The following is a 21,111-nucleotide window of genomic DNA, read 5'->3' on the forward strand; positions in this document are numbered from 1 at the left end:
CCGGCGCCGGTTCGCTACGACACTTCGATGAGGGAGAAACCCGAGCATGAGCTACACACCCGAAACCGGCAGCCTCGTGGGCCAGTGGACCTATCGCAGTTTCCTGAACGATCCCGACCCGGCCACCGCATTCAACGACCTTGAATTCGGCCTCGGCACGATCGAGATCGCACCGGCCCCGGCGGGCATTTTCAAGGGGCGCATTTTCGGCCCGGGATGGGCGTTGCAGCTCAACGGCTGGATCACTTGCGGGAACCCCGGCACCGTGCGATTCCAGGGGCGCGGCGTGGTCGACGGCGAGGAATGGGTGTACGACTACGTCGGGTACGTGAGCGCGCCCTGGCCCAACGGCATCGACCAGCGTCCGGCGCTGACCGGCTCGATCGTCCGGACGGTCCCGCATGCGAGCGGCAGCGGCGGCGTCGCGCCGGCCGGTGTGGTGTGCTCGTGGTATGCCGTCATGAGAGACGCCGCCTGAACGGCCATGACCGCTCCGACCGCACCGCCTGCCGACACGGCCAGACGTCCGACGAGGACGGCGGACGCGATCCGCGCATGCGTCGGGTTCGGGCGCGCGCGGATCGCCCGCCTTGCGGCGTCCGGCCGGATGCGCGGCTTGGCGTGGTTCGCGCTCCTCGGCTACCTGACGTGCGACTTGCCGACGAGGCTGCACGGCGCCAGCCCCGGCTGGTTCTGGCCTTGCATCGGCGCCATTGCATGCGGGTTCGCCGGCTATTCGACGAGAGACGGATCGTCAGGCAGGTGTGCGCGCCGGTCGATGCTCCGGTGCATGGCCGCCATCTGTGCGGGATTGACGCTCGATGCGCTGCGCGCGCCCCTCGATGCGATTCTCGACATCTGCGGCGGAACGCTCGCGGCGGACGCCGTGTGGAATATGCTCGTGCTCCATCTGCGCTGGTTTCCGATGTCGATGCTCGCCATGCTGATGCTGCTGATCCTGCGCGAAGCTGAACGCACGGACAGGCGGCGACGCGGCACGATGCGCGTGCTCGTCGTGCCGCCGGTGCGGGTCGCGCTCGAAGCCGCGGCGATGTTGCTCGTCATGGCGCTCGGGATGACCGCGATCAAGGCCGTGGCGTTCAGTCTGGGAATGCGCTGGGACACGAGCGGCGTCGCTTTTGCGATGCTCGTCAGCATGCTGGCGTTCTACGCATTGATCGATCGCGCCGTGCCCGGAAGGGTGTCGTCGGCAGCCCGCTCATGAAACGGCGACGGCCGCCTGACTCGGGATGACGATCCACGCGGCCCGAATCCCGTCTTGAGCCGAACACCCGGGCGCCCTGCCGACCCGCCGCGCCGACGCCCCGGGTTGCCGGCGGGCCATCAATCCCCTACCGCTTCCGCCGGACGATCGTCGCGCCCGGCCGCCACGACACGCCGGCCGCGTCGCCCGGCCGATGCCACGACCCGGAACGCCACCGGTGCGAACACGAGCCCGAACACCGTCGCCGCCAGCACGCCTCCGAACGCACCGGTGCCGATCGACCGGCGGCTTTCCGCGCCCGCGCCCGTCGCCAGCACGAGCGGCACGACGCCGAGCAGGAACGCCATCGACGTCATCACGATCGGCCGGAAGCGCGTGGCGGCCGCATCGATCACCGCCTGCCGCAGCGGCACGCCGCGCGCCGCGAGTTCGCGCGCGTACTGCACGATCAGGATCGCGTTCTTCGCCGCCAGCCCGATCACGGTGATCAATCCGACCTTGAAGTACACGTCGTTCGGCATGCCGCGCGCGAGCGCCGCCGCGATCGCGCCGATCATGCCGAGCGGCACGATCGTCAGCACCGACAGCGGAATCGTCCAGCTTTCGTACAGCGCGGCAAGCGCCATGAACACCGCGAGCACCGACAGTCCGACGAGCAGCGGCGTTTGCCGCGCGGCGACCTGCTCCTCGCGCGCCGCGTCGACCCAGTCGAAGCCGATCCCGGCCGGCAGCGCGCCGGCGAGCCGCTCCATTTCCGCCATCGCCGCGCCCGAACTCGTGCCGGGCGCCGCACGGCCGCTGATGTCGAGCGACGGATAGCCGTTGTAGCGATTCAGCATGACCGGGCCGATCGTCCAGTGCGGCGCGGCGATCGCCGACAGCGGAACCATGTCGCCGGTGCGGTTCGGCACGGTCAGCGCCATCAGTTGCGCATCGGTCGCGCGCGCGACCGGATCGGCCTCGATGATCACCCGCCGCATCCGGCCCGACGCCGGAAAATCGTTGATGTAGTTCGAACCGAACGTGCCGCCCAGCAGCCCCGCGATCCGCTCGAACGGTACGCCGAGCGCATACGCCTTCGCGCGATCGACGTCGAGCTCGATACGCGGCGCGTCCGGCAGGTCTTCGAAATGCACGGCGGCCAGCAACGGATCCGCCTTCGCGCGTTCGGCAAGCTGCGCGCGAGCCGCCTTCAGTGCATCGAGCCCGACTCCGCCGCGATCCTCGAGCCGGAACGTGAATCCGTCGGAATGCCCGATGCCGCGAACCGAAGGCGGCAGCGTCGCCTCGACGTCGCCGTCGAGGATCGCGCCGAAGCGCCGGTTGAGCCGGTCGCGCAACGCCATCGCGTCACCGTCGCGCTCCGCCCAGTCCTTCAGCTCGACGAACGCCATCCCGACGTTCTGCCCGCTGCCCGCGAAACTCCAGCCGATCACGCTCGTCACGTTCGCGATCGCCGGCTCCGCGCGCAGGATCGCCTCGACCTGCTCGACGACCGCGTGCGTGCGCGCCTGCGTGGCGCCCGCCGGCAACTGGATCATCACCTGCAGCTGCCCCTGGTCCTCGGTCGGCAGGAAGCCGCCCGGCATCATCCAGTACAGCAGCGCGCATGCGCTCACGAGCGCCGCGTAGACGGCGACGACGAGGCCCGTGCGGCGCACGGCAAACACGGCGACGCCGCGGTAGCCGGTTTCGGCGCGCGCGAAGGCCGCGCCGAACCGGTCGGCCAGACGTGCGCCGATGCCGCGCCGCGTCGTCCGGCCGGTTTCGCGCTCGGGCCGCGCGACCGGCTTCAGCAGGTTCGCGCACAACGCGGGCGTGAGCGACAGCGCCATGAACGACGACACCAGCATCGACGCGATCATCGACACCGCGAACTGCCGGTAGATACCGCCGACGCTGCCCGGGAAGAACGCCATCGGCACGAACACGGCCGTCAGCACCGCCGTCACGCCGACGATCGCCCCGCCGATCCGCTTCATGGCCCGGCGCGTGGCATCGCGCGGCGACACGCCCTCCTCCATCACGCGATGCACGCTCTCGACGACGACGATCGCGTCGTCGACCAGGATGCCGATCGCCAGCACCAGGCCGAACATCGTGAATACGTTGATCGACAACCCGAACGCCCACAACGCGACGAACGCGCCCATCAGCGTGACCGGAATCACGACGGTCGGCACGAGCGTGTAGCGCAGGTCGCGCAGGAACAGCCACATCACGCAGAACACCAGCACGACGGCCTCGACGAGCGTCAGCACGACTTCGTGAATTGCGATCCTGACGAAATGCGCGCCGTCGAACGGAATCTCGACCGCGACGCCCGGCGGCAGCGTGCGCGACAGCTCGGCGAGCCGCGCGCGGATCGCGTTCGACGTTTCGAGCGCGTTGCCGCGCGGGCCGAGCTGGATGCCGACCGTCGCGGCCGGCCGGCCGTTCAGCCGCGAATAGAACGAATAGTCGTCGCGACCGATCTCGATGCGCGCGACATCGGCCACGCGCACCGCCGAGCCGTCCTGCTTCGACTTCAGCACGATCCGGCCGAACTCCGCGGGCGACGCGAGCTGCCCCTTGACGACGATCGTCGCGGTGAGCTGCTGGCCGCGCACGAACGGCGCGTCGCCGATCGCACCGGCCGTGACCGTCGCGTTCTGCGCGCCGATCGCCGCGATCACGTCGTCGGCGCCGAGGTTGTATTCGCGCAGCTTGCCCGGATCGAGCCAGATCCGCAGCGCCTCGTCCGCATCCCACAGCTCGGCCGCGCCGACGCCCGGCGCGCGTTTCAGCTCGCGCAGCACGTAGCGGTTCAGGTAATCGCCGAGCTGCGCGGAATCGCGCGTGCCGTCGGTCGACGTCAGCGTGACGAGCATCAGGAAGGTGTTCGCCGCCTTGAACACGCCGATCCCCTGCTGGACGACCTGCTGCGGCAGCCGCGGCTCGACCTGCTTCAACCGGTTGTTGACGTCGACGAGCGCGATGTCCGGATCGGTGCCGGGCGAAAACGTCACGTCGATCTCGAGGTTGCCGTGGCCGTCGCTGCTCGTCTCGTAGTACAGCAGCCCGTCCGCGCCGTCGAGGCTTTCCTCGATGATGCTGCCGACGTCGGCGTCGACCGTCTCGGTCGACGCGCCCGGGTAGGACGCGTCGATCACGACCCGCGGCGGCGCCAGGCGCGGATACTGCGCGATCGGCAACTGCGGAATGGCCAGTACGCCCGCGACGACGATCGCGAGCGCGACGATCCATGCAAATACGGGGCGATCGATGAAAAACGACGGCATCGGCAGGTGTCGTCGATACGTGCTACAGCGTCAGTTCGAACGAGCGTGCGAGCAACCCCGGCAGCTTCGCGCCTCCGGTGGCGCGCTCGCCATACGTGCTGTCGTTCGCGAGCAGCGCCGGCGCCGCGCCGAGCTGCTCCAGCTCCGAACCGAACAGCCGGTAGGCGCTGTCGTCGAACCGCATCGCATCGACCGGCGCGACGATTCGCCCGCCTTCGACCCAGAACGTCGCGAAACGCGTCATCCCTGTCATCCGGCAGGCGATCGGGTCCGAGAAGTTCAGGTACCAGAGGTTGCCGACGTAGAGCCCCGTATCGAGCGCGGCAAGCACGTCGGTCTCGGCGAGCGTTCCGCCGGCGATCGTCAGCGACTGCGGCGATTCGCCGTCGTCCGCGCCGTTCGGCGCTTGCCCGTGCTCGCGGGCCGTGCGTGCGCACACGAGCTGGCCGGCGCCCCGCCCGGCGACGACGAGCGGCACGCTGTCGCGCCGGTAGCCGTCCGCGTTGAACGCCGGCGCGATGCCCAGCGAGAAATCCTCGGTGATCGACACGCGCGGGTCGAGCGCGACCTCACCCGCGTACAGGCGGTGCAGCGGGCTGCGGGCGCTCGCCAGCGCGCGCGCCGAAAAGCCGCTCCAGCCGAGCAGGTTCGTCATTTCGTGCACGGCGTCCGGTGCGAAATACGCGCGGTAGCGCCCGGGCGCGAGCGCCTTCGGCGTACGGCCGAGCACGGGCAGCCGCGCGGCAGCCGCATCGACCCGGGCCGCAAACGCCGCATCGCTCCAGTCGTCACCGGCATAGACGGTCTTGATCGCGCGTCCGCTCGGGTCGTACAGCGACCAGCTGAAATCGAAATTCTCGACCTCGTACCAGCCGCGGCTGCCGGTCGACGACGCGAAACCGCGCGCCTGCGTGCCGCCCGCGTAAAAACCGACGAAGTCGAAACCGCGCGCGCATTCGGCCACGACCCGTGCGAGCCCGTCCGCATCCGGCAGGCGCCCGGTCCGGCGCGTTTCCTGCACCCACGACGAGGTGTCGAACAGCAGGTGCGGATCGTCCGGCGCATCGCGCAGGCCGTCGCGCAGTACGGCCAGCGCGGCCGCCAGTTCGGGCAGGTCGGCCGCCGGATCGCCGCAGACGGTCAGCGACGAGTGCGCCTGCCGCGCCCCGTCGACGAGCCGCACGGACAGTCGCCCCTGCATCACGCGCCCGGTCTGGCGAATCCTGCCGCCATTGAAGCGAATGAAGTCCGACGTCTCGCAGGAAAAGCCGAGCAACACGGTTTGCGCCGGCGCGATCAGCCGTTGCGCGTCGTCGGCCAGCCGGGTGAAATGCGCACGCCAGTCGATGCCGGCTCGTTGCACCATCGAATCGATTGCCGCCATCACGCGCCTCCGAATACGTCGACGCCGGCGAATACGCAGGCCGGCGCTGCGTGGCCGACGCGGATGATCTGCGCCGGTTCGCCTTTCCCGCAGTAAGGCGTGCCGTAGATGCCGAACGTGCTCGCGTCGCCGACCGCGCGCAGGCTGCGCCAGAACTGTGCGGAGATGCCGCGGTAGTTCGGGCGCTTGACGACCTGCGTCAGCCGGCCGTTCTCGATCAGTTGCCCGAATTCGCAGCCGAACTGGAATTTGTTGCGGTGGTCGTCGATCGACCAGGACGTGTTGGTGCGCATCAGGATGCCGCGCTCGGTGCCCGCGACCAGCGCGTCAAGCGACTGGTCGCCGGGCTCGACGTTCAGGTTCGCCATCCGGTCGATCGGCGCGCGGTTCCAGCTCGAGGCGCGCGAGTTGGCGACGCCCGGCAGGCCCGCGCGCTGCTGCGACAGCGCCCCGCCCAGCAGCCGTTCGAGTACGCCGTTGCGAATCAGGTACTGCTTGCGCGCCGGCGTGCCGTCGTCGTCGAACGCGTAGGACGCGGCTTCGGCGGCCGGTTCGGGATCGAACGTGACGTTCAGCAACGGCGAGCCGTACTGGTAGTGGCCGACCATCTCCGGCTTGACGAAGCTCGATCCGGCGAAGTTGCGCTCGTCGCCGAGAATCCGGTCGAGTTCGAGCGGATGGCCGATCGACTCGTGGATCTGCAGCATCATCTGGTCCGGCATCAGCAGCAGGTCGCGCGGGCCGGTCGGGCAGTTCGGCGCGGCGAGCAACTGCAGCGCCTCGTCGGCGACGCGCGCCCCGGCGCCGTCGAAGCCGTAGCGCGCCAGCACGTCGAGCCCGCCCTGCGCCAGCGTGCCCGATTGACCGAGCGAGCGCATCTGCGTGTCGCCGTCGCCGTGGGCGACCGCGCGCAGCTCCGGCATCAGGAAGCGGAACCGCTGGTCGATCCGCACGCCGTCGCTCGTCACGTAACACTGCTCGGTGCGCACGATCATCACGCTCGCCGCGCGCTCGACGATGCGCGCGCCGAGATTCGCCGCCGCGCATTCGTGCGCGAGACGTTCGATCCATTCGGCCCGGGACGGCAGCGCCGCATCGACGTCCGGCGACGCGTACTCGCCGCTCGCCTGCGGCCGCGCGGCCTGGCGATGATCGACCAGCGCCCACGGCGCGCTCGCCCGCGCCCGCGCGGTCGCGATGTCGAGCGCCGCCTGCAGCCCGGCCGCAGACAGGTCGGGGGTCGCCGCGTAGCCGGCGCCGCTGCCGGCCCAGGCCGTCAGCATCGCACCGCGCTCGCGCGCACGGGAGAACGGCTGCGCGACGTCGTTGCGCACCGCATGTTCGTCGATCGTCTCGTCGACGATGCGCAGCGACCAGAAATCGGCGTCGCTGCGCAACGCCTGCGCGGCCTGCACGGCTCGGGCGGCCGGCGCCCGGTTCTCGTCAATCATCGGTTCTCTCTTGCCTCTCCCGCGGGCCGCGCCCCGGGCCCGGCATGGGCGACGCGAGCAGCACCTGCGGATACGGTTGGAACGACGCGTGCAACACGTCGGGCGTAACGCCTCCTCGACCACGCACCCCGCCTTCGGCGCGATGACCCGGCGGGCCGTCGCGCGCATCGCCGCCCGATCACGGGCGATGAACAGGTAGCCGAGTGTGTACTTCTTTTGCGGATTCGTCAGCAGATTCGCCGCCGGCCTCCGGATCGACGCGGAAAGGATCGGCGGGGCCGAGGCCGGCGGCGCGCGCCGGCTCCCGATCGGGTGCTGAAGATAGCAAGGAAGAAAATTTGCCGTCAAACTTTATTTGATGGCCGGGTGCCTGGCATGGGCGCAATGCGACGGTCCGGCAAGCACGCACCCACCTTTCATTCATGAAGGTCGATCGATGCGCATGCGTGCGAAACCGGGTATCCCGCCGTTGCGGCGGACATATCGGCGCGATTTGCCGCACCGCATCAAAACGATGCCGCCGCGGGGACGACGGGCCGGGTGTCAGCCGGGTGCAAGCCGCATCTCGTCGGCATCGATCGCGGACATCCGATACCACGCTCGCCGGCACTCCGAGTGCCTCTCGTCGCCGAAGCATCCGGCAAACGACAGATACGCGAACCGTTGCACTTCGATCCGGTGCAGGTCTCGAACCGCGCATTTCAACGGGAATTCACGGCCCATATTTCGCACAACGAATCAGTTGAATCGCGCACTTCCCGCCGATGCCGCGCGCAACCCGGTCACACACGCATCGGCAAGCAAGCACGCGCCGCACGCGTCACGAATGCATCCCCTGCATCTTGTGCGAGAAATGCGCGCGCTCGGCCGTCTCCATCAGCATCAGGAATTCATCCTGCATCATGTGGATGAGCGCTTCGTGGTCGCCGGCCTCGAAATACACTTCCGGCTGCTGCGCGAGACGCTCCTCGAGGAACGTCTTCATCCCGTAAGCCATGCAGACCGGCGGCAGCGCGCCCATGTCGCAATCCTTGAACAGCTCGCGCAGTTCGACCTCCCGGGCGAGCACGAGATGGCGTCCCGTCTTCACCCAGAGATCCGACAGGCGCACCGCGTGCGTCGTCGGCAATACGGCGGCGACGTAACCCTCGTCGTCCTCGAGGAGCACGGTTTTCGCGAGGCGATCGCCGGGAATGTGCGCGGCGGCGGCCGTCTCCATGCTGGTATGGCTATAGGGGTGGTACACGACTTCGTACCGCGACGACTTCTGGCGCAGGCAATCCTGCAGGGTGGCTGAGACTGGCATGACACACCTCGTCTGGGCGAATCGGGCGAACGGAGTTCGCACCGGATTCGTTCAGCATAGGTCGCATTCGGGCCAATGGAAACGCCTTCGCGCGGCGCCCGCTCCGGTGGCCCGATGCCCGGCTCCGATCCTGTTCCGGTCCGGCCGGCCGACGGCACCGGCACGTGAAATCCGGCGCCGGAATGCGCCGGGCGCACTCTCTTTTCCTGCAGGCAAATAATGGGCACTGCGATGGCGGTGCGGCGACGCACAACAAGGTGCCGACGTTGGCGCGATTGACCGTTAGTTGCGTTTATAACGTGACCGACAAGAATCTGCCCTTTATCAATCCGCGCCCGACACCGGCTGACGGCTGACGGCAGGGACGCGAACCCGCGCCGCCCGACGCGGCACGGTGGCCTATACTGAGCCGGCCTGCCCGCCATCCGGAGACGGCAGCCATTTCTGGAGCGACCATGCATTACCAGTTGACCTACGAACTCGTCGACGATTACCTGACCCGCCGCGAACCGTTCCGCGCCCAGCACCTCGCCCTGGCCCAGGCCGCGACCGAGCGCGGCGAACTCGTGCTCGCCGGCGCGCTGGCGGACCCGGCCGACCAGGCCGTGCTCGTGTTCGAAGGCGATTCGCCGGAAGCGGCCGAATCGTTCGCCCGCGCCGATCCGTACGTGCAGAACGGCCTCGTCAAATCGTGGCGCGTGCGTCCGTGGCGCGTCGTGATCGGCAAGCACGCGCCGCGCTAGGCGTGCGGCGCGATTACAGCCACCCTGCCCGCCTGAACCGCCACCACAACGCGAAGTCGGCGACGACCATCACCGCGATGCAGCCGTAGAAACCGTATTTCAGGTGCAGTTCGGGCATGTTCGCGAAGTTCATCCCGTAGATGCCGGCGATCATCGTCGGTATCGCGAACAGCGCGGCGAACGAGCCGAGCCGCTTCGTCACTTCGCTCTCGGCCAGCGAGATCATGCCGAGATTGACCTGGATCGCCGTCACGACCATCTCGCGGCGTCCTTCGATCGTCTTCACGATCCGCTGCAGATGGTCGTACACGTCGCGGAAATACGCGTCCATCCCGCTGCAGACCTGCGGAACGCGACCGCCGGTGAGCTTCGCGAGCGGCTCGATCAGCGGCGCCGTGTGCTGGTACAGCATCACGAGCCGGCGCTTCAGCGAATAGAGATCCTCGATGATCGCGCGCGACGCCGCGGGCGTGGCCTTCGCGAAGATGCGGTCCTCGAGCGCCTCGAGTTCGTTGCCGAGCGTTTCGAGGATCGGAAAGTAGCGGTCGACGACCTGATCCATCAGCGCATAGAACACGAACGCCGAACCTTCCTGCAACAGATGCGGCTCGCGCTCGCAGCGCTTGCGCACTTCGCGGAAATCCTGCTCGGTGTGGTTGCGGATCGACAGCACGTAGTTCGGGCCGACGAACACGTTCAGTTCACCCACCTTGAATTCGTCGTCGTCGTCGAGCTCGACCGTATGCAGCACCGCGAACAGCGAATCGCCATACTCCTCGATCTTCGGCCGCTGATGCCCCTTGCGGGCATCCTCGAGCGCCAGCTCGTGCAGCCCGAACTCCTCGCCCATCAGGTCGATTTCGTCGGGAGTCGGATCCTTCAGCGCAACCCACACGAAACATTCGGGCTTCGACACGTAGTCGCTGATGGCCTCGATATCGATGTCGGCCAGCTTGCGGCCGTCCTGGTATGCAGCACAGTTGATCAGCATGTTGTCCGTGATGTTGCGGTTTGCGCATCAGTTTACCGGTTTGCTGCGCGGGCAGCCCGGCTTGCGCGCCACGGCGATATTGGTCATGATCGGGCTGCGTGCGCCGCCGCACGCGCACCGGGGTACTTCGCAGGCACGCGCGGCCTGGATTGCGCAACGCGCAATGGCCATGCGGCCCAACCGTCAAGGAGACAGACCTATGTGGTATTTCTCGTGGATACTCGGCATCGGCGTGGCGCTCGGCTTCGGCATCATCAACGCGATGTGGCTCGAGGCGGAGGTGTTCCCGCGCGGCGACAAGCGCGGCGACACGTCGAAACAGGGCGCCGGAGGCAAGTATTCGTGACGCACCTGGTGTTCTTCTGCGGTCACGCCGGCACCGGCAAGACCACGCTCGCGAAGCGGCTCATCGGGCCGCTGATGCGCGCAACCGGCGAGGCCTTCTGCCTGCTCGACAAGGACACGCTGTACGGCCGCTACAGCTCGGCCGCGATGGGCGCGCTCACCGAGGATCCGAACGATCGCGACAGCCCGCTCTACCTGAAACACCTGCGCGATCCCGAATACCAGGGCCTGCTCGACACGGCCCGTGACAATCTCGCGCTCGGCATCGGCGCGCTCGTGGTCGGGCCGCTGTCTCGCGAAGTACGCGACCGGCGCATCCTCGATCGCGCGTGGCTCGGCATCGGGCCCGACGTCACGCTGACGGTCGTGTGGGTCCACACGGCGGAAGACGTCGCCCACCAGCGGATCGTCGCGCGCGGCAATCCGAACGACGCGTACAAGCTCGCACACTGGGACGAATACCGGCAGCGACGCTTCGTGCCGACCGGCCACGAATGCGACGGTATCGTGATGTTCGACAACACCGCGCCGTCCGACGCGGAAGTCAACGCGCTGCTGTACCGCATCGCGCCGCCTCCGCCGGCGGCAACGATCGTCCCGCCGCTGCCGGCCTGACCGGCGCCCGGCCGGCTCTCCAAAAAACAACGCCGGAAGCGCTGCTGCGCTCCCGGCGTCGCACGGCCCTCAAGCCGCAGGCTGGCTGGCGCTCAGGCCACCGCGTGCATGCGCTCCATCGTGCCGCCGTCGTACAGCTTGCCGAAGCGGTTCGACAGGAACGCCTTCAGCGACACCTTTTCCTGCGGGATGAAGCCGTTCTGCGGCAACTTCTTCTCGCGGAACAGATCCAGCACCGCGCACATCGCGCCGGCCGTCGTGATCTGGATCGCGCTCATGTGCATCCCGCACACGTCCTTCGCGAAGATCTTGCGCGTGAACACGTCCTGCACGAGCTGACCGTCCTTCACGCCCGTCACCGTGACGAACACGAGCACGACGTCCTGCTTCGTCGACGGCACCGCGCGGCGCATGATCGACTTCAGCGTATCGCGGTCGGTCGACAGGCGCAGGTCCTCCAGCAGGAACTGCACGAGTTCGCGATGGCCCGGGTAGCGCACCGACTTGTAGTCGAGCGTCTCGACCTTGCCCGACAGCGTCTCGCACAGCGTGCCGAGGCCGCCCGACGTGTTGAACGCTTCGTATTCGGTGCCGTCGAGCGAGAAGTGCTCGAGGCCTTCGAGCGGCTGCACCCACTGCTTGCGGCCGTCGCGGATCGCTTCGCACGGCTGGCAGTATTCGTTGATCAGGCCGTCGACGCTCCACGTCAGGTTGTACTTCAGCGCGTTGGTCGGATACTCGGGCAGCGCGCCGACGCGCATCTTCACGTCGCGCACTTCGCTGAAGCCGTTCACCAGCTCGTGGGCGGCGATGCCGATGAAGCCCGGCGCGAGGCCACACTGCGGCATGAACGCGCGGTCGGAGCCGTCGGCCAGTTCGCGGATCGCGTGGGTCGCGCGCACGTCTTCGGTCAGGTCGAAGTAATGGACGCCGGCCGCCTTCGCAGCGGCCGCCACGTTCACCGCGAGGTAGTAAGGCAGCGCATTGACGAGTGCGTCGAAGCCCTTCACCGCTTCGCGAATCGCGTTCGCATCGGCCGAATCGACCCGTTGCGTCGCGATGCCTTCGCGCGACAGCTTCGCGAGCGCATCGGCGTCGCGGTCGAACGCGACGACCTCGTAGTCGCCCGTTTCACGCAGCATGTGAGCAATGGTGTGGCCGATCAGACCTGCGCCGACGATGGCGATTTTCATGCGCTTATCTCCTGATGATGGGTTGGTGTTGTGTACGGCGTCGAGCCATGAACACAGTGTAGGGACGCGCAAAATCAGTTCCAAGACGAAGAATGATGCGAAACGACCGATAATTTCGACGGAATGACGATGCATTTGGTCTGAACGACCAAATCATCTAAAAATCGTGTAGATGCGCCGCTGCGTGCGGGCCGTTGCAGGCCGCATTCGGGAGAAGGACAAAGGGAGATGAGTGGCGCGGCACCGTACGCGCGTCATGAGCGACACGCCGGCAAGGGCCGATGCAGAAGGATCGCCGGCGCACGGCGCCGAATGAGACGGAAAGCGCGACCGCGAGCGCCGCGCCGTTCATGAAATACGGCGGCGTCGCATGCGAAAGCCCGATGCGCGCGCATGCGCCGGACACACGCAAACCGGTGCGCCCGCAACGGCGAGACGGCCGCTGCCACGCATGCGCCCGAGCGAGCGGGCGCGGCGGCGCACGCGCCGGACGTCAGCCGCCGACCGTCCCGCGATCGATCTTGCGCGACAGAATGATCGACGTGGTCGTACGCTCGACGCCTTCGAGCATGCCGATCTGGTCGAGCAGGTCGTTGAGCCGCTCGGGCGAATCGGCGCGCAGCCACGCGACGTAGTCGTATTCGCCGCTCACCGCGCACAGCAGCTGCACCTCCGGCATCCGGTCGAGCTTGCGCAGTACGTCCTTGCCGAATTTCGGCGTGAGGATGATGCCGACGTACGCATAGATGCTCGCGTCGAGTACGTCCTGCCCGAGCCGGACGCTGTAGCCGGCGATCACGTTGGTCCGTTCGAGCCGCGCGATGCGTGCGACCACCGTCGTGCGCGCGACGTCGAGCTGGCGCGCGAGATCCGCGACGCTCGCGCGCGCATCGGCCTGCAGCAGCGCGACGAGTTGCCGGTCGAGATCGTCGAGTTGGTCGAGGCGAGGTGGACGCATGAGGCTGGGCCGGAGCGCGACGCGCCGGCTGAGTGAAAGGTGACGCGATGATAGCGCCGAACGCCGGCGCGCCCAAACGGCACCGTCCCGAACCGATACGAACCTTTCAGTTTCGATTCGTATCGGATGTAAGCAAGTGTCGCATTCACTGCCGCATCGCACGCAACGTGCTACTAATAGCGGGCGACGCGAGATGCGCGCCTGCGGCCGTCGCCGCCGCGCCCGCTCGCAAGACACTACCCCGGAGAGCCAACCATGAAGAAAATCTCGCTCACCCTCGCTACGCTCGCCGTTGCAGCCAGCGCGTTCGCGCAAACCCCGGCGCAGCCGCAGGCGCCCGCCCAGGTCGCGGCCGCCACGGCGTCGGCCCCGAGCGCCGAGCAGCGCGCGGAGCGCCGCGAGGCGCGCGTCGAGCAACGCATCAAGTACCTGCACGACCAGTTGAAGATCACGTCGGCGCAGGAGCCGCAATGGAAGGCGTTCGCCGACACGATGCGCGACAACGGCGACACGATGGGCCGCCTCTATCGCGAGCGGATGGCGAAGCACGACGTCTCCGCGCTCGACGACATGAAGCAGTATGCGGAACTGTCGCAGGCGAACGCCGACGGCGCGAAGAAACTCGCCGACGCCTTCGCCCCGCTCTACGAGAGCTTCCCGGCCGACCAGAAGGCGCTGGCCGACACCACGTTCCGCAGCTGGCTGCACAACGGCGGCGAGCATCGCGGCAAGGGCAAGGCGAAGGGCAAGGACGGCAAGGCGGCCGCCGCCCAGGCCGCCAGCGCACCCGCGCAGCCCTGATACCCTCCCCGCCGGCGCCGCGCCGCCCGTCCGGGCCGAACGGCGCCGCGCCTCCGCTGGCGAGCGGCGCGCCACACGGCGCGCCGATTTCGAGATAAGCTCCCGGCTTTTCCCGCACTTCCCCCGCCATGCTCGAACTCAAGCACATCGATCTACGCACCGATCCGCAGGCCCGTCGCGTCGTCAAGGACGAAACCGTCGCCGTTGCCTTCGCGGAAGCCGACGGCGAACTGATGAGCCTCGAAGGCCCGAACCGGTATGTCGCCGGCGACGCGCTGATCACGGGATCGACCGGCGACCGCTGGGTCGTGTCACGCGCGCGCTTCGACGCCAAATACCTGCCCGCCGATCCGGCGCTTGCGCACGGCGCCCCCGGCGCCTACCGCAACCGGCCCGCCGTCGTGCTCGCCCGTCGCATGGACGAGCCGTTTACGATCGCCCGCTCGGAAAACGGCGACACGCTGCGCGGCGTCGCCGGCGACTGGGTCATGCAGTACGCGCCCGGTGACTACGGTGTCGTGCAGGCGCAGCGCTTCGCGCAGGTCTACCGCGACGCGTAAGGCGGTGCGCCGGCACCGCGCCGGCGCGAACGTTCACGCGAAGTCTTCGTCGAGCTCGAGTTCGGCGTCGCGCTCGACGGCCTCGCCGGCCGCATGGCGCTCCTCGAGCGACCCCAGCATCGCTTCCGTGTATGCGTGCAGCACCGCATGGCTGCGCGCGCGCTGCATCGGCTTGAGCGCCAGATAGCGGGCGAGCGCGGCCGGCACGATGCGGATCGAGAGCGTCATCCGTTTCGGCGCCGAACCGAAACGCATCGCGAGCCAGTGCACGGCCAGGAACCGTCCACGCGCGTCGCTGTTTTCGGCGAATCGCGTCTGCTCCGGAAAGAGATCGCAGATCACGCGCGCGAGCGCGTCGAATTCCGCGCTCTGGCATTCGATCAGATAGTCATCCATCCCGTCTCTCCTGTCAGGCCGCCGTGCGCGGCGGCCGGCACACCTTCACCAGCACGACCACCAGGACCGCGGCCAGCACGAAATGCCCGGCCTCGACCCACGCGGCCGGCACGGCGCGCACCTGGTACAGCAACGCCGGCGCGGCCGCGAGCGCATGCAGCACGATCGCGACCGGCAACACGCTCGCCCGGCCTGCGCGCACGCCGCGCCACACCAGCACCGACAGCGCGAGCTGCAGCACGAATGCCGCGCAGCGCTCGAGCAGCAACAGCAGGATCGACTGCGCCGACAGCGTCGCGAGCATCACGTGCAGCCGCACGACCGTATCGCCCGGCAGATCGGCGAGCTGCGCCTCGAGTTGGCCGCGGCTCGCCAGCCACGCAAGATACGACCACTGGCCCCATACCAGCACGCCGACGAACCATGCTTCGGCGCCGGCGTGACCGATCCCGTAGCCGATCCCGCGGCTGTCGCCGGCCGACGGGCCGTAGCGGCGGTTCAGGAAGCGCATCCCGAGATAGCGGCCGACTTCCTCGAACACGGCGGTCGCAAGCGCGCTGTATGCCACGAACGCGAGCGGCTGCGTCAGCCAGCCGTCGGGCGGGGTCTGGCTCAGCACGAGCCCGTGAAATGCGCGTTCGACGATCATCGCGAACAGCGTGAAGACGGCAACGCCGACGATCGTGTCGCGGCGGTTCAGCGCAAGCGGCTTGCGCAGGATGCGGAAGAGGACGAGCGGCAGGAGCGCGATGATCAGCGTGGCGGCGATCAGCACCGCCAGCGTGACGGGAGCGACAGTCATGTATTTCCTTGTTCGGGGCAGCGCACCTGGCGCGCTGCGTGCCCCGAATGATACTCAGCTTGCGGTCGACGCGCGCGCAACCAGCTCGCCAGGCAGCAGCGAGACGCGCACGTCGCCCGCCGCGCCGTCGATCCGCTCGTGCACGAATTCGACGGCCTTGTAGCCGATTTCGTAGGTTGGCTGGCGGATCGTCGTGATGCCGATCAGCTCGGCCCATTCCGGATCGTCGATCGACAGCAGCGCCGCCTTCTGCTGCCATGCGGCGCCGAAGCGCGCGCGCAGGTGGCGTGCGATCGCGAGCGCGACCGGCGCGTTCGCGGCGAACAGCGCCGCCCGCACGCCGCGCCGTGCCGCGTCGTCGATGCGGGCGTCGACGTCGGCGAGCGCCGCCTCGGCCGCGTCGGGCGTGTTCAGGTCGAGCACCACCGTCGACGGCACCGTCAGGCCGCGCGCGGCCAGCGCCGCACGGAACGCGGCCTCGCGCACGCGCCGCGAGCTGACGCGCTCGAACGGCTGCACGACGAAGTGGATCGCGTCGAAGCCGTGTGCGATCAGATGCGCGAGCGCCACCTCGATCGCGTCGGCATTGTCGAGGCCGATCAGGTCGGCCTCGAAGCCCTCGACGGTCCGGTCGACGAGCACGGCCGGGATGCCGGCGCCGCGCAGCGGGCGCAGCACGTCCTCGTCCGCGCCGAGCGCGTTGACGATCAGCCCTTCGACGCGATAGGTCGTGAGCAGCTGCAGGAAGCGACGCTCCATCTCGACCTCGTTCGCCGCGTGACAGATGAGCGGCATGTAGCCGAGCGCCTGGCATGCGGCTTCGACGCCCTGCAGCACTTCGATGGTGTAAGGATTGGTCAGGTCGGCCGCGAGCATGCCGAGCAGCCGGTTGCGGCCGCGCTTGAGCCCGCGCGCCATCTGGTTCGGCCGGTAGTTGAGCCGCGCGATCGCCGTCTCGATCCGCTGGCGCAGATCGGCGGACAGCACGTGCGTCTCGCCGTTCAGGTAGCGCGACACGCTGGTCTTGCCCGTGCCGGCCTCGCGTGCGACGTCGCTGATCGTCGCCGGACGCATCGTGGTAGGTTGCGAATCGGTCACTGTCGTGCCTCGCGACGTACGATCCGCGCCGCTTCGTGAGCAGACGGACCTTTGTTGTTGGAAACGTAAGCCATCCGGGGGACTCTCCTGTCGGTCAGCGCGTGGCAGACCCATGCTTCGCGGTCGGTCAGCGTCCGCCCTCCGGCGCTTGCGCTGCTCCCTTGCTTCACAGTCGATCCACCGAAGCCGGCGTGGATGTCCATCGCGCGACGCCGCCGGCAGCACTGCCGAACCGTCGACGCGACAAGCGGGCGATCATAACGCAGCCCGCCCGCCAGCACCACGATCATGAACTCTAACAGCGCCGCCGCCCCGCCGGCAGCCTGTCGTCCGCCGCCACTCAGGCGCGCGCGAGCACGTCCGGATTGACCAGGTTCGTGCGCAGCGTGCCGGCCAGCGCGCCGACCAGGTTTTCCGCGGCGCAGCGCGCCATCGCGTGGCGCGTCTCGTGCGTCGCCGAACCGATATGCGGCAGCGCGACGACGTTCTTCATCTGCAGCAGCGGCGAATCCGCCGGCAACGGCTCCTTCTCGAACACGTCGAGCCCCGCGCCGCGGATCGTGCCCGCACGCAGCGCGTCGACCAGCGCCGCTTCGTCGACGACCGGCCCGCGCGATGCGTTGATCAGGATCGCGCCGCGCTTCATCTTCGCGAATTCGGCCGCGCCGATCAAGTGGTGCGTCTGCGGCGACAACGGCACCTGCAGGCACACGAAATCCGACTGCGCGAGCAGTTCGTCGAGCGTGACGCGCCGCGCGCCGTACTGCGTCTCGGCGTCGGCATGCGCGGACCGGTTCGCGTACAGCACCTGCATCCGGAAGCCGAGCGCCGCGCGTCGCGCGACCGCGCCGCCGATCCGGCCGAGCCCGACGATGCCGAGCGTCTTGCCCTGCACGTCGGTGCCGTACAGGTCGGGGCCGATGCTGCGCTGCCAGTGGCCGGCCTTCACCCACTCGGCCAGTTCGACCACGCGGCGCGCGGACGCGAGGATCAGCGAGAACACCGTATCGGCGGTCGACTCGGTCAGCACGTCCGGCGTATGCGCGAGCAGGATGCCGCGCCGTGTGAGATCCGCCACGTCGAAGTTGTCGTAGCCGACCGAGATCGTCGACCACGCCTTCAGCCGCGGCGCGCGGTCGAGCATCTGCGGCGTCACCTTCAGGCTCGCGCCGATCGCGCCGTCCGCGTCGCCGAGGGCATCGGCGAGGGCGTCGGGGCCATCGGCCTGCACGACGTCCGCGTGCTCGCGCAGGTAGGCGAGAACGTCATCGGGCAGCGGCTTGTACGCGACGATACGGGGCTTCATCGGTTTCATTTTCCTTGCAGGGGCGCCGCGAGCGAATGCGTGTCGGGCGCCTGGGGTTTGACGGACAGCGTGAGGATCACCGCGGCGACGAGGGCGGCGCTCATGAAGGCATACGACGCGACGGGCGAGCCGGTCGCCCCGTTCAGGTAGCCGACGAAATACGAGCCGACGAACGAGCCGAGCGCGCCCATGCTGTTGATCAGCGCCATTGCACCGCCGGCGACGTTCTTCGGCAGCAGTTCCGGCACGATCGCGAAGAACGGGCCGTACGGCGCGTACATCGCGGCGCCCGCCACGACCAGCAGCGCATACGAGATCCAGAAATGCGACGAGCCGAGTGCGTACGATGCGGCGAACGCGGCCGCGCCGATCAGCAGGAACGGCCACACGAAACCGCGCCGCGAGCCGACCTTGTCGGACGCCCACGATGCGGCCACCATCGCGATCGTCGCCGCGAGATACGGCAGCGCGGACAGCCAGCCGGTCGCGACCATTCCGAGGGCGGAGCCGTTCTTGACGATCGACGGCAGCCACAGCACGAAGCCGTACACGCCGATGCTCCAGCAGAAATACTGTGCGCACAGCTTGATCACGGCCGGCGAGCGAAACGCCTCCGTATAGTTGCGCACGGGCTTGATCGCGGCCTGCTCGGCTGCGAGCGCGGCGTCGAGGTCGCGCTTTTCCTGGGCGTTGAGCCACGGCGAATCGGCCGGCTTGTCCTGCACGAGGACCCACCAGCAGAAGGCCCAGATGATGGCCGGCACGCCTTCGGCGATGAACATGTGGCGCCAGCCGAATTCGTGCACGAGATAGCCCGACACGATCGACATCCACAGCACGGTGACCGGGTTGCCGAGAATCAGGAACGTGTTCGCGCGCGAGCGTTCGTTCTTCGTGAACCAGTTGCTGATGTAGATCAGCATCGCCGGCATCACGGCCGCCTCGACGACGCCGAGCGCGAAGCGGATCGCCATCAGCGACGGGATGTTGCTGACCACGCCCGTGAGCGCCGCGCAGGCGCCCCACAGAATGAGGCTGACGAACACGAGCTTCTTCACGCTGCGGCGTTCGGCGTAGATCGCGCCGGGAATCTGGAAGAAGAAGTAGCCGAGGAAGAACAGTGCGCCGATCAGCGACGACAGGCCTTTGCTGATGCCGAGGTCCTGGTTGATGCCGGCCGCGGCCGCGAACCCGTAGTTCGCGCGGTCGAGGTAGGCGAGGCTGTACGTGATGAAGACGATCGGCATGATCGTCCACCAGCGTCGGGCTGCGAGAGTGTTAGCCATCAGAATGTCTCCTGTGTCGATCAGAGTTAGCGCTTTAGCGCTTACTCTGATCCCATGCTTCGCGGTCGATCAGAGTTGGCGCTTTAGCGCTTACTCTGATCCCATGCTTCGCGGTCGATCGGAGTTGGCGATTTAGCGCTTGCCCCGATCCCATGCTTCGCGGTCGACCCGAGTCAGCCCTTTTGGCGCTTACCCGGGTCCCATGCTTCACGATCGACCCGAGTCAGCCCTTCAGGCGCCGACCCAGGCCCCATGCTCCGCATTCGACCGGAACAGACGCCTCAACGCATGTCCCGGCCCCGTACGTTGCCGTGCGCGTGCACGACAAAATGAGTCCGCGGATTGTGCCGTGTCCGGCCTCTCATTGCGCGGTGAAGGTTTCCTCTAAGCGATCGGCGCGATTGCTGACGTTTTCGAACCGATCAAGCGCTTCGCGCGTCGGCAGGCCTTCCGAATCGCCGATCACCTGGACCGCGAGCGCGCCGATCCGGTTGCCGCGCGCCACCGCCTGCTCGATCGCCTTGCCTTCCAGCAGCGCGCTGACCACGCCGACCGCGAAGCCGTCGCCGGCGCCGACCGTATCGACGACCTTGTCCACCCGCTCGCCGGCAACCGTCCCTTCGCGGCCGTCGGCCGTGCGATAGTACGCGCCCTGCGCGCCGAGCTTGATGACGACGCCGCGCGCGCCCTGCGCAAGATAGAAGCCCGCGATGTCCGCCGGCGTGTCGTGCCCGGTGAGCTGCCGCCCTTCGGCAAGGCCCGGCAGCACCCAGTCGGCAAGCGATGCGAGCGCGTTCAAAGTCGTCGCCATCGCATCGGCGGACGGCCACAGCGTCGGGCGCAGGTTCGGGTCGAACGAGATCGTCTTGCCGGCCGCGCGCATCTCGCGCGCCAGCTTGAAGGCAAGCTCGCACGACGTCGCGGAGATCGCCGGCGCAACGCCCGTCAGGTGCAGGTGGCGCGCGCCGAGCACGTAGTCGGCCACGTAGTCGTCGCACGACAGGTGGCTCGCGGCCGAGCCCTTGCGGAAATATTCGACGGTCGGATCGCTGCCGTCGTCGTTGCGCGACTTCAGCTGGAAGCCGGTCGGGTAACACGGATCGACGGTCACGCACGACGCATCGATGCCTTCGCGCGCCAGCGTGTCGAGCACGTAGCCGCCGAACGAATCGCTGCCGACCCTGCTCATCCAGCCGACCCGGAAGCCGAGCCGCGACAGGCCGATCGCGACGTTCAGGTCGGCGCCCGCGATCCGCTTCGCGAATTGCGTCGCGTTCGCGAGATGGCCCGGCTCGGTCGCGACGAACATCGCCATTGCCTCGCCGTAGGTCACGACATCGAGTGCTGCTTTCATGAATGCATTCTCCAGG

Annotated in this window: 20 protein-coding genes; 7 read left to right on the forward strand and 13 right to left on the reverse strand. The window is 68.2% G+C overall.

Going from position 1 to position 21,111, the window contains the following annotated elements:
• Positions 1-46 precede the first annotated feature (46 nt).
• On the forward strand, positions 47-478 hold the full coding sequence (locus tag GQ57_RS10360; RefSeq protein WP_034197797.1) for a hypothetical protein: 432 nt from the start codon (positions 47-49) through the stop codon (positions 476-478).
• A gap of 333 nt (positions 479-811) precedes the next feature.
• A complete protein-coding gene (locus GQ57_RS10365; protein ID WP_152601881.1) occupies positions 812-1,225 on the forward strand; it encodes a hypothetical protein in 414 nt (137 codons plus the stop codon).
• 119 nt (positions 1,226-1,344) lie between these two features.
• Here the strand turns inward: GQ57_RS10365 and GQ57_RS10370 are convergent, their stop codons facing one another.
• From GQ57_RS10370 to GQ57_RS10390, 4 genes are all read right to left on the reverse strand, one after another.
• Positions 1,345-4,506 (reverse strand): multidrug efflux RND transporter permease subunit, encoded by a 3,162-nt coding sequence (locus GQ57_RS10370; RefSeq protein ID WP_034197798.1) that lies wholly within the window; start codon positions 4,504-4,506, stop codon positions 1,345-1,347.
• A gap of 22 nt (positions 4,507-4,528) precedes the next feature.
• A complete protein-coding gene (locus GQ57_RS10375) occupies positions 4,529-5,890 on the reverse strand; it encodes a metallopeptidase TldD-related protein (RefSeq protein WP_034197799.1) in 1,362 nt (453 codons plus the stop codon).
• The gene (locus GQ57_RS10380; protein WP_031401740.1) at positions 5,890-7,341 is read right to left on the reverse strand and encodes a TldD/PmbA family protein; all 1,452 of its coding nucleotides are present in this window, start codon (positions 7,339-7,341) and stop codon (positions 5,890-5,892) included. Before GQ57_RS10380 ends, GQ57_RS10375 begins: the two co-directional genes overlap by 1 nt.
• Before the next feature lie 820 nt (positions 7,342-8,161).
• Positions 8,162-8,647 carry an aminoacyl-tRNA deacylase gene (locus tag GQ57_RS10390; RefSeq protein ID WP_031401741.1) on the reverse strand — a complete coding sequence of 162 codons (486 nt, stop codon included), beginning with the start codon at positions 8,645-8,647 and terminating at the stop codon, positions 8,162-8,164.
• A gap of 455 nt (positions 8,648-9,102) precedes the next feature.
• On the opposite strand from GQ57_RS10390, the gene GQ57_RS10395 reads away from it, so the two are divergent.
• Positions 9,103-9,390, forward strand: coding sequence for a YciI-like protein (locus tag GQ57_RS10395; protein WP_031401742.1), 288 nt, complete (start codon positions 9,103-9,105; stop codon positions 9,388-9,390).
• Positions 9,391-9,403: 13 nt separating this feature from the next.
• On the opposite strand, the gene corA is transcribed toward GQ57_RS10395, so the two are convergent.
• Positions 9,404-10,381 carry a magnesium/cobalt transporter CorA gene (gene corA / locus GQ57_RS10400; RefSeq protein ID WP_034197801.1) on the reverse strand — a complete coding sequence of 326 codons (978 nt, stop codon included), beginning with the start codon at positions 10,379-10,381 and terminating at the stop codon, positions 9,404-9,406.
• 199 nt (positions 10,382-10,580) lie between these two features.
• Here corA and cydX point away from each other — a divergent pair, with 199 nt between their 5' ends.
• Positions 10,581-10,727: a cytochrome bd-I oxidase subunit CydX gene (gene cydX, locus GQ57_RS38480; RefSeq protein ID WP_034197802.1), complete on the forward strand. Its 147-nt coding sequence runs from the start codon at positions 10,581-10,583 to the stop codon at positions 10,725-10,727.
• Positions 10,724-11,341, forward strand: a complete 618-nt coding sequence (locus tag GQ57_RS10410; protein ID WP_031401745.1) for an AAA family ATPase — start codon at positions 10,724-10,726, stop codon at positions 11,339-11,341. Before cydX ends, GQ57_RS10410 begins: the two co-directional genes overlap by 4 nt.
• 92 nt (positions 11,342-11,433) lie before the next feature.
• Here the strand turns inward: GQ57_RS10410 and GQ57_RS10415 are convergent, their stop codons facing one another.
• Complete coding sequence (locus GQ57_RS10415) at positions 11,434-12,534, reverse strand: saccharopine dehydrogenase family protein (RefSeq protein WP_031401746.1); 1,101 nt, start codon at positions 12,532-12,534, stop codon at positions 11,434-11,436.
• Between the two features lie 493 nt (positions 12,535-13,027).
• The gene (locus GQ57_RS10420; RefSeq protein WP_031401747.1) at positions 13,028-13,492 is read right to left on the reverse strand and encodes an Lrp/AsnC family transcriptional regulator; all 465 of its coding nucleotides are present in this window, start codon (positions 13,490-13,492) and stop codon (positions 13,028-13,030) included.
• Between the two features lie 255 nt (positions 13,493-13,747).
• Between GQ57_RS10420 and GQ57_RS10425 the strand changes: the two genes are divergently transcribed.
• Positions 13,748-14,293 (forward strand): Spy/CpxP family protein refolding chaperone, encoded by a 546-nt coding sequence (locus GQ57_RS10425; RefSeq protein WP_031401748.1) that lies wholly within the window; start codon positions 13,748-13,750, stop codon positions 14,291-14,293.
• A 128-nt stretch (positions 14,294-14,421) separates the two neighbouring features.
• On the forward strand, positions 14,422-14,853 hold the full coding sequence (locus tag GQ57_RS10430; RefSeq protein ID WP_031401749.1) for a PGDYG domain-containing protein: 432 nt from the start codon (positions 14,422-14,424) through the stop codon (positions 14,851-14,853).
• 33 nt (positions 14,854-14,886) lie between these two features.
• Here the strand turns inward: GQ57_RS10430 and GQ57_RS10435 are convergent, their stop codons facing one another.
• The 6 genes from GQ57_RS10435 to GQ57_RS10460 all read right to left on the reverse strand — a co-directional run bounded on the left by GQ57_RS10435 (position 14,887) and on the right by GQ57_RS10460 (position 21,095).
• Positions 14,887-15,249 carry a DUF3022 domain-containing protein gene (locus GQ57_RS10435; protein ID WP_031401750.1) on the reverse strand — a complete coding sequence of 121 codons (363 nt, stop codon included), beginning with the start codon at positions 15,247-15,249 and terminating at the stop codon, positions 14,887-14,889.
• A gap of 13 nt (positions 15,250-15,262) precedes the next feature.
• A complete protein-coding gene (locus GQ57_RS10440) occupies positions 15,263-16,051 on the reverse strand; it encodes a YhfC family intramembrane metalloprotease (protein WP_031401751.1) in 789 nt (262 codons plus the stop codon).
• A gap of 54 nt (positions 16,052-16,105) precedes the next feature.
• On the reverse strand, positions 16,106-17,149 hold the full coding sequence (locus GQ57_RS10445; RefSeq protein WP_031401752.1) for a LacI family DNA-binding transcriptional regulator: 1,044 nt from the start codon (positions 17,147-17,149) through the stop codon (positions 16,106-16,108).
• Positions 17,150-17,489: 340 nt separating this feature from the next.
• Positions 17,490-18,455 (reverse strand): NAD(P)-dependent oxidoreductase, encoded by a 966-nt coding sequence (locus GQ57_RS10450; RefSeq protein WP_031401753.1) that lies wholly within the window; start codon positions 18,453-18,455, stop codon positions 17,490-17,492.
• Positions 18,456-18,460: 5 nt separating this feature from the next.
• Positions 18,461-19,741, reverse strand: a complete 1,281-nt coding sequence (locus GQ57_RS10455; RefSeq protein WP_031401754.1) for an MFS transporter — start codon at positions 19,739-19,741, stop codon at positions 18,461-18,463.
• A 361-nt stretch (positions 19,742-20,102) separates the two neighbouring features.
• A complete protein-coding gene (locus GQ57_RS10460; RefSeq protein WP_031401755.1) occupies positions 20,103-21,095 on the reverse strand; it encodes a sugar kinase in 993 nt (330 codons plus the stop codon).
• Positions 21,096-21,111: the final 16 nt, after the last annotated feature.

It is taken from the genome of Burkholderia sp. MSh2, from assembly GCF_000731655.1.
Taxonomy (GTDB): Bacteria; Pseudomonadota; Gammaproteobacteria; order Burkholderiales; family Burkholderiaceae; genus Burkholderia; species Burkholderia paludis.

Bases quoted from the DNA above. Each gene is read 5' to 3' on its own strand.
- GQ57_RS10360 (WP_034197797.1), top strand. From the start codon at position 47: ATGAGCTACACACCCGAAACCGGCAGCCTCGTGGGCCAGTGGACCTAT.
- GQ57_RS10370 (WP_034197798.1), bottom strand. From the start codon at position 4,506: ATGCCGTCGTTTTTCATCGATCGCCCCGTATTTGCATGGATCGTCGCG.
- GQ57_RS10375 (WP_034197799.1), bottom strand. From the start codon at position 5,890: ATGGCGGCAATCGATTCGATGGTGCAACGAGCCGGCATCGACTGGCGT.
- GQ57_RS10380 (WP_031401740.1), bottom strand. From the start codon at position 7,341: ATGATTGACGAGAACCGGGCGCCGGCCGCCCGAGCCGTGCAGGCCGCG.
- GQ57_RS10390 (WP_031401741.1), bottom strand. From the start codon at position 8,647: ATGCCAGTCTCAGCCACCCTGCAGGATTGCCTGCGCCAGAAGTCGTCG.
- GQ57_RS10395 (WP_031401742.1), top strand. From the start codon at position 9,103: ATGCATTACCAGTTGACCTACGAACTCGTCGACGATTACCTGACCCGC.
- corA (WP_034197801.1), bottom strand. From the start codon at position 10,381: ATGCTGATCAACTGTGCTGCATACCAGGACGGCCGCAAGCTGGCCGAC.
- cydX (WP_034197802.1), top strand. From the start codon at position 10,581: ATGTGGTATTTCTCGTGGATACTCGGCATCGGCGTGGCGCTCGGCTTC.
- GQ57_RS10415 (WP_031401746.1), bottom strand. From the start codon at position 12,534: ATGAAAATCGCCATCGTCGGCGCAGGTCTGATCGGCCACACCATTGCT.
- GQ57_RS10420 (WP_031401747.1), bottom strand. From the start codon at position 13,492: ATGCGTCCACCTCGCCTCGACCAACTCGACGATCTCGACCGGCAACTC.
- GQ57_RS10425 (WP_031401748.1), top strand. From the start codon at position 13,748: ATGAAGAAAATCTCGCTCACCCTCGCTACGCTCGCCGTTGCAGCCAGC.
- GQ57_RS10430 (WP_031401749.1), top strand. From the start codon at position 14,422: ATGCTCGAACTCAAGCACATCGATCTACGCACCGATCCGCAGGCCCGT.
- GQ57_RS10435 (WP_031401750.1), bottom strand. From the start codon at position 15,249: ATGGATGACTATCTGATCGAATGCCAGAGCGCGGAATTCGACGCGCTC.
- GQ57_RS10440 (WP_031401751.1), bottom strand. From the start codon at position 16,051: ATGACTGTCGCTCCCGTCACGCTGGCGGTGCTGATCGCCGCCACGCTG.
- GQ57_RS10450 (WP_031401753.1), bottom strand. From the start codon at position 18,455: ATGAAGCCCCGTATCGTCGCGTACAAGCCGCTGCCCGATGACGTTCTC.
- GQ57_RS10455 (WP_031401754.1), bottom strand. From the start codon at position 19,741: ATGGCTAACACTCTCGCAGCCCGACGCTGGTGGACGATCATGCCGATC.
- GQ57_RS10460 (WP_031401755.1), bottom strand. From the start codon at position 21,095: ATGAAAGCAGCACTCGATGTCGTGACCTACGGCGAGGCAATGGCGATG.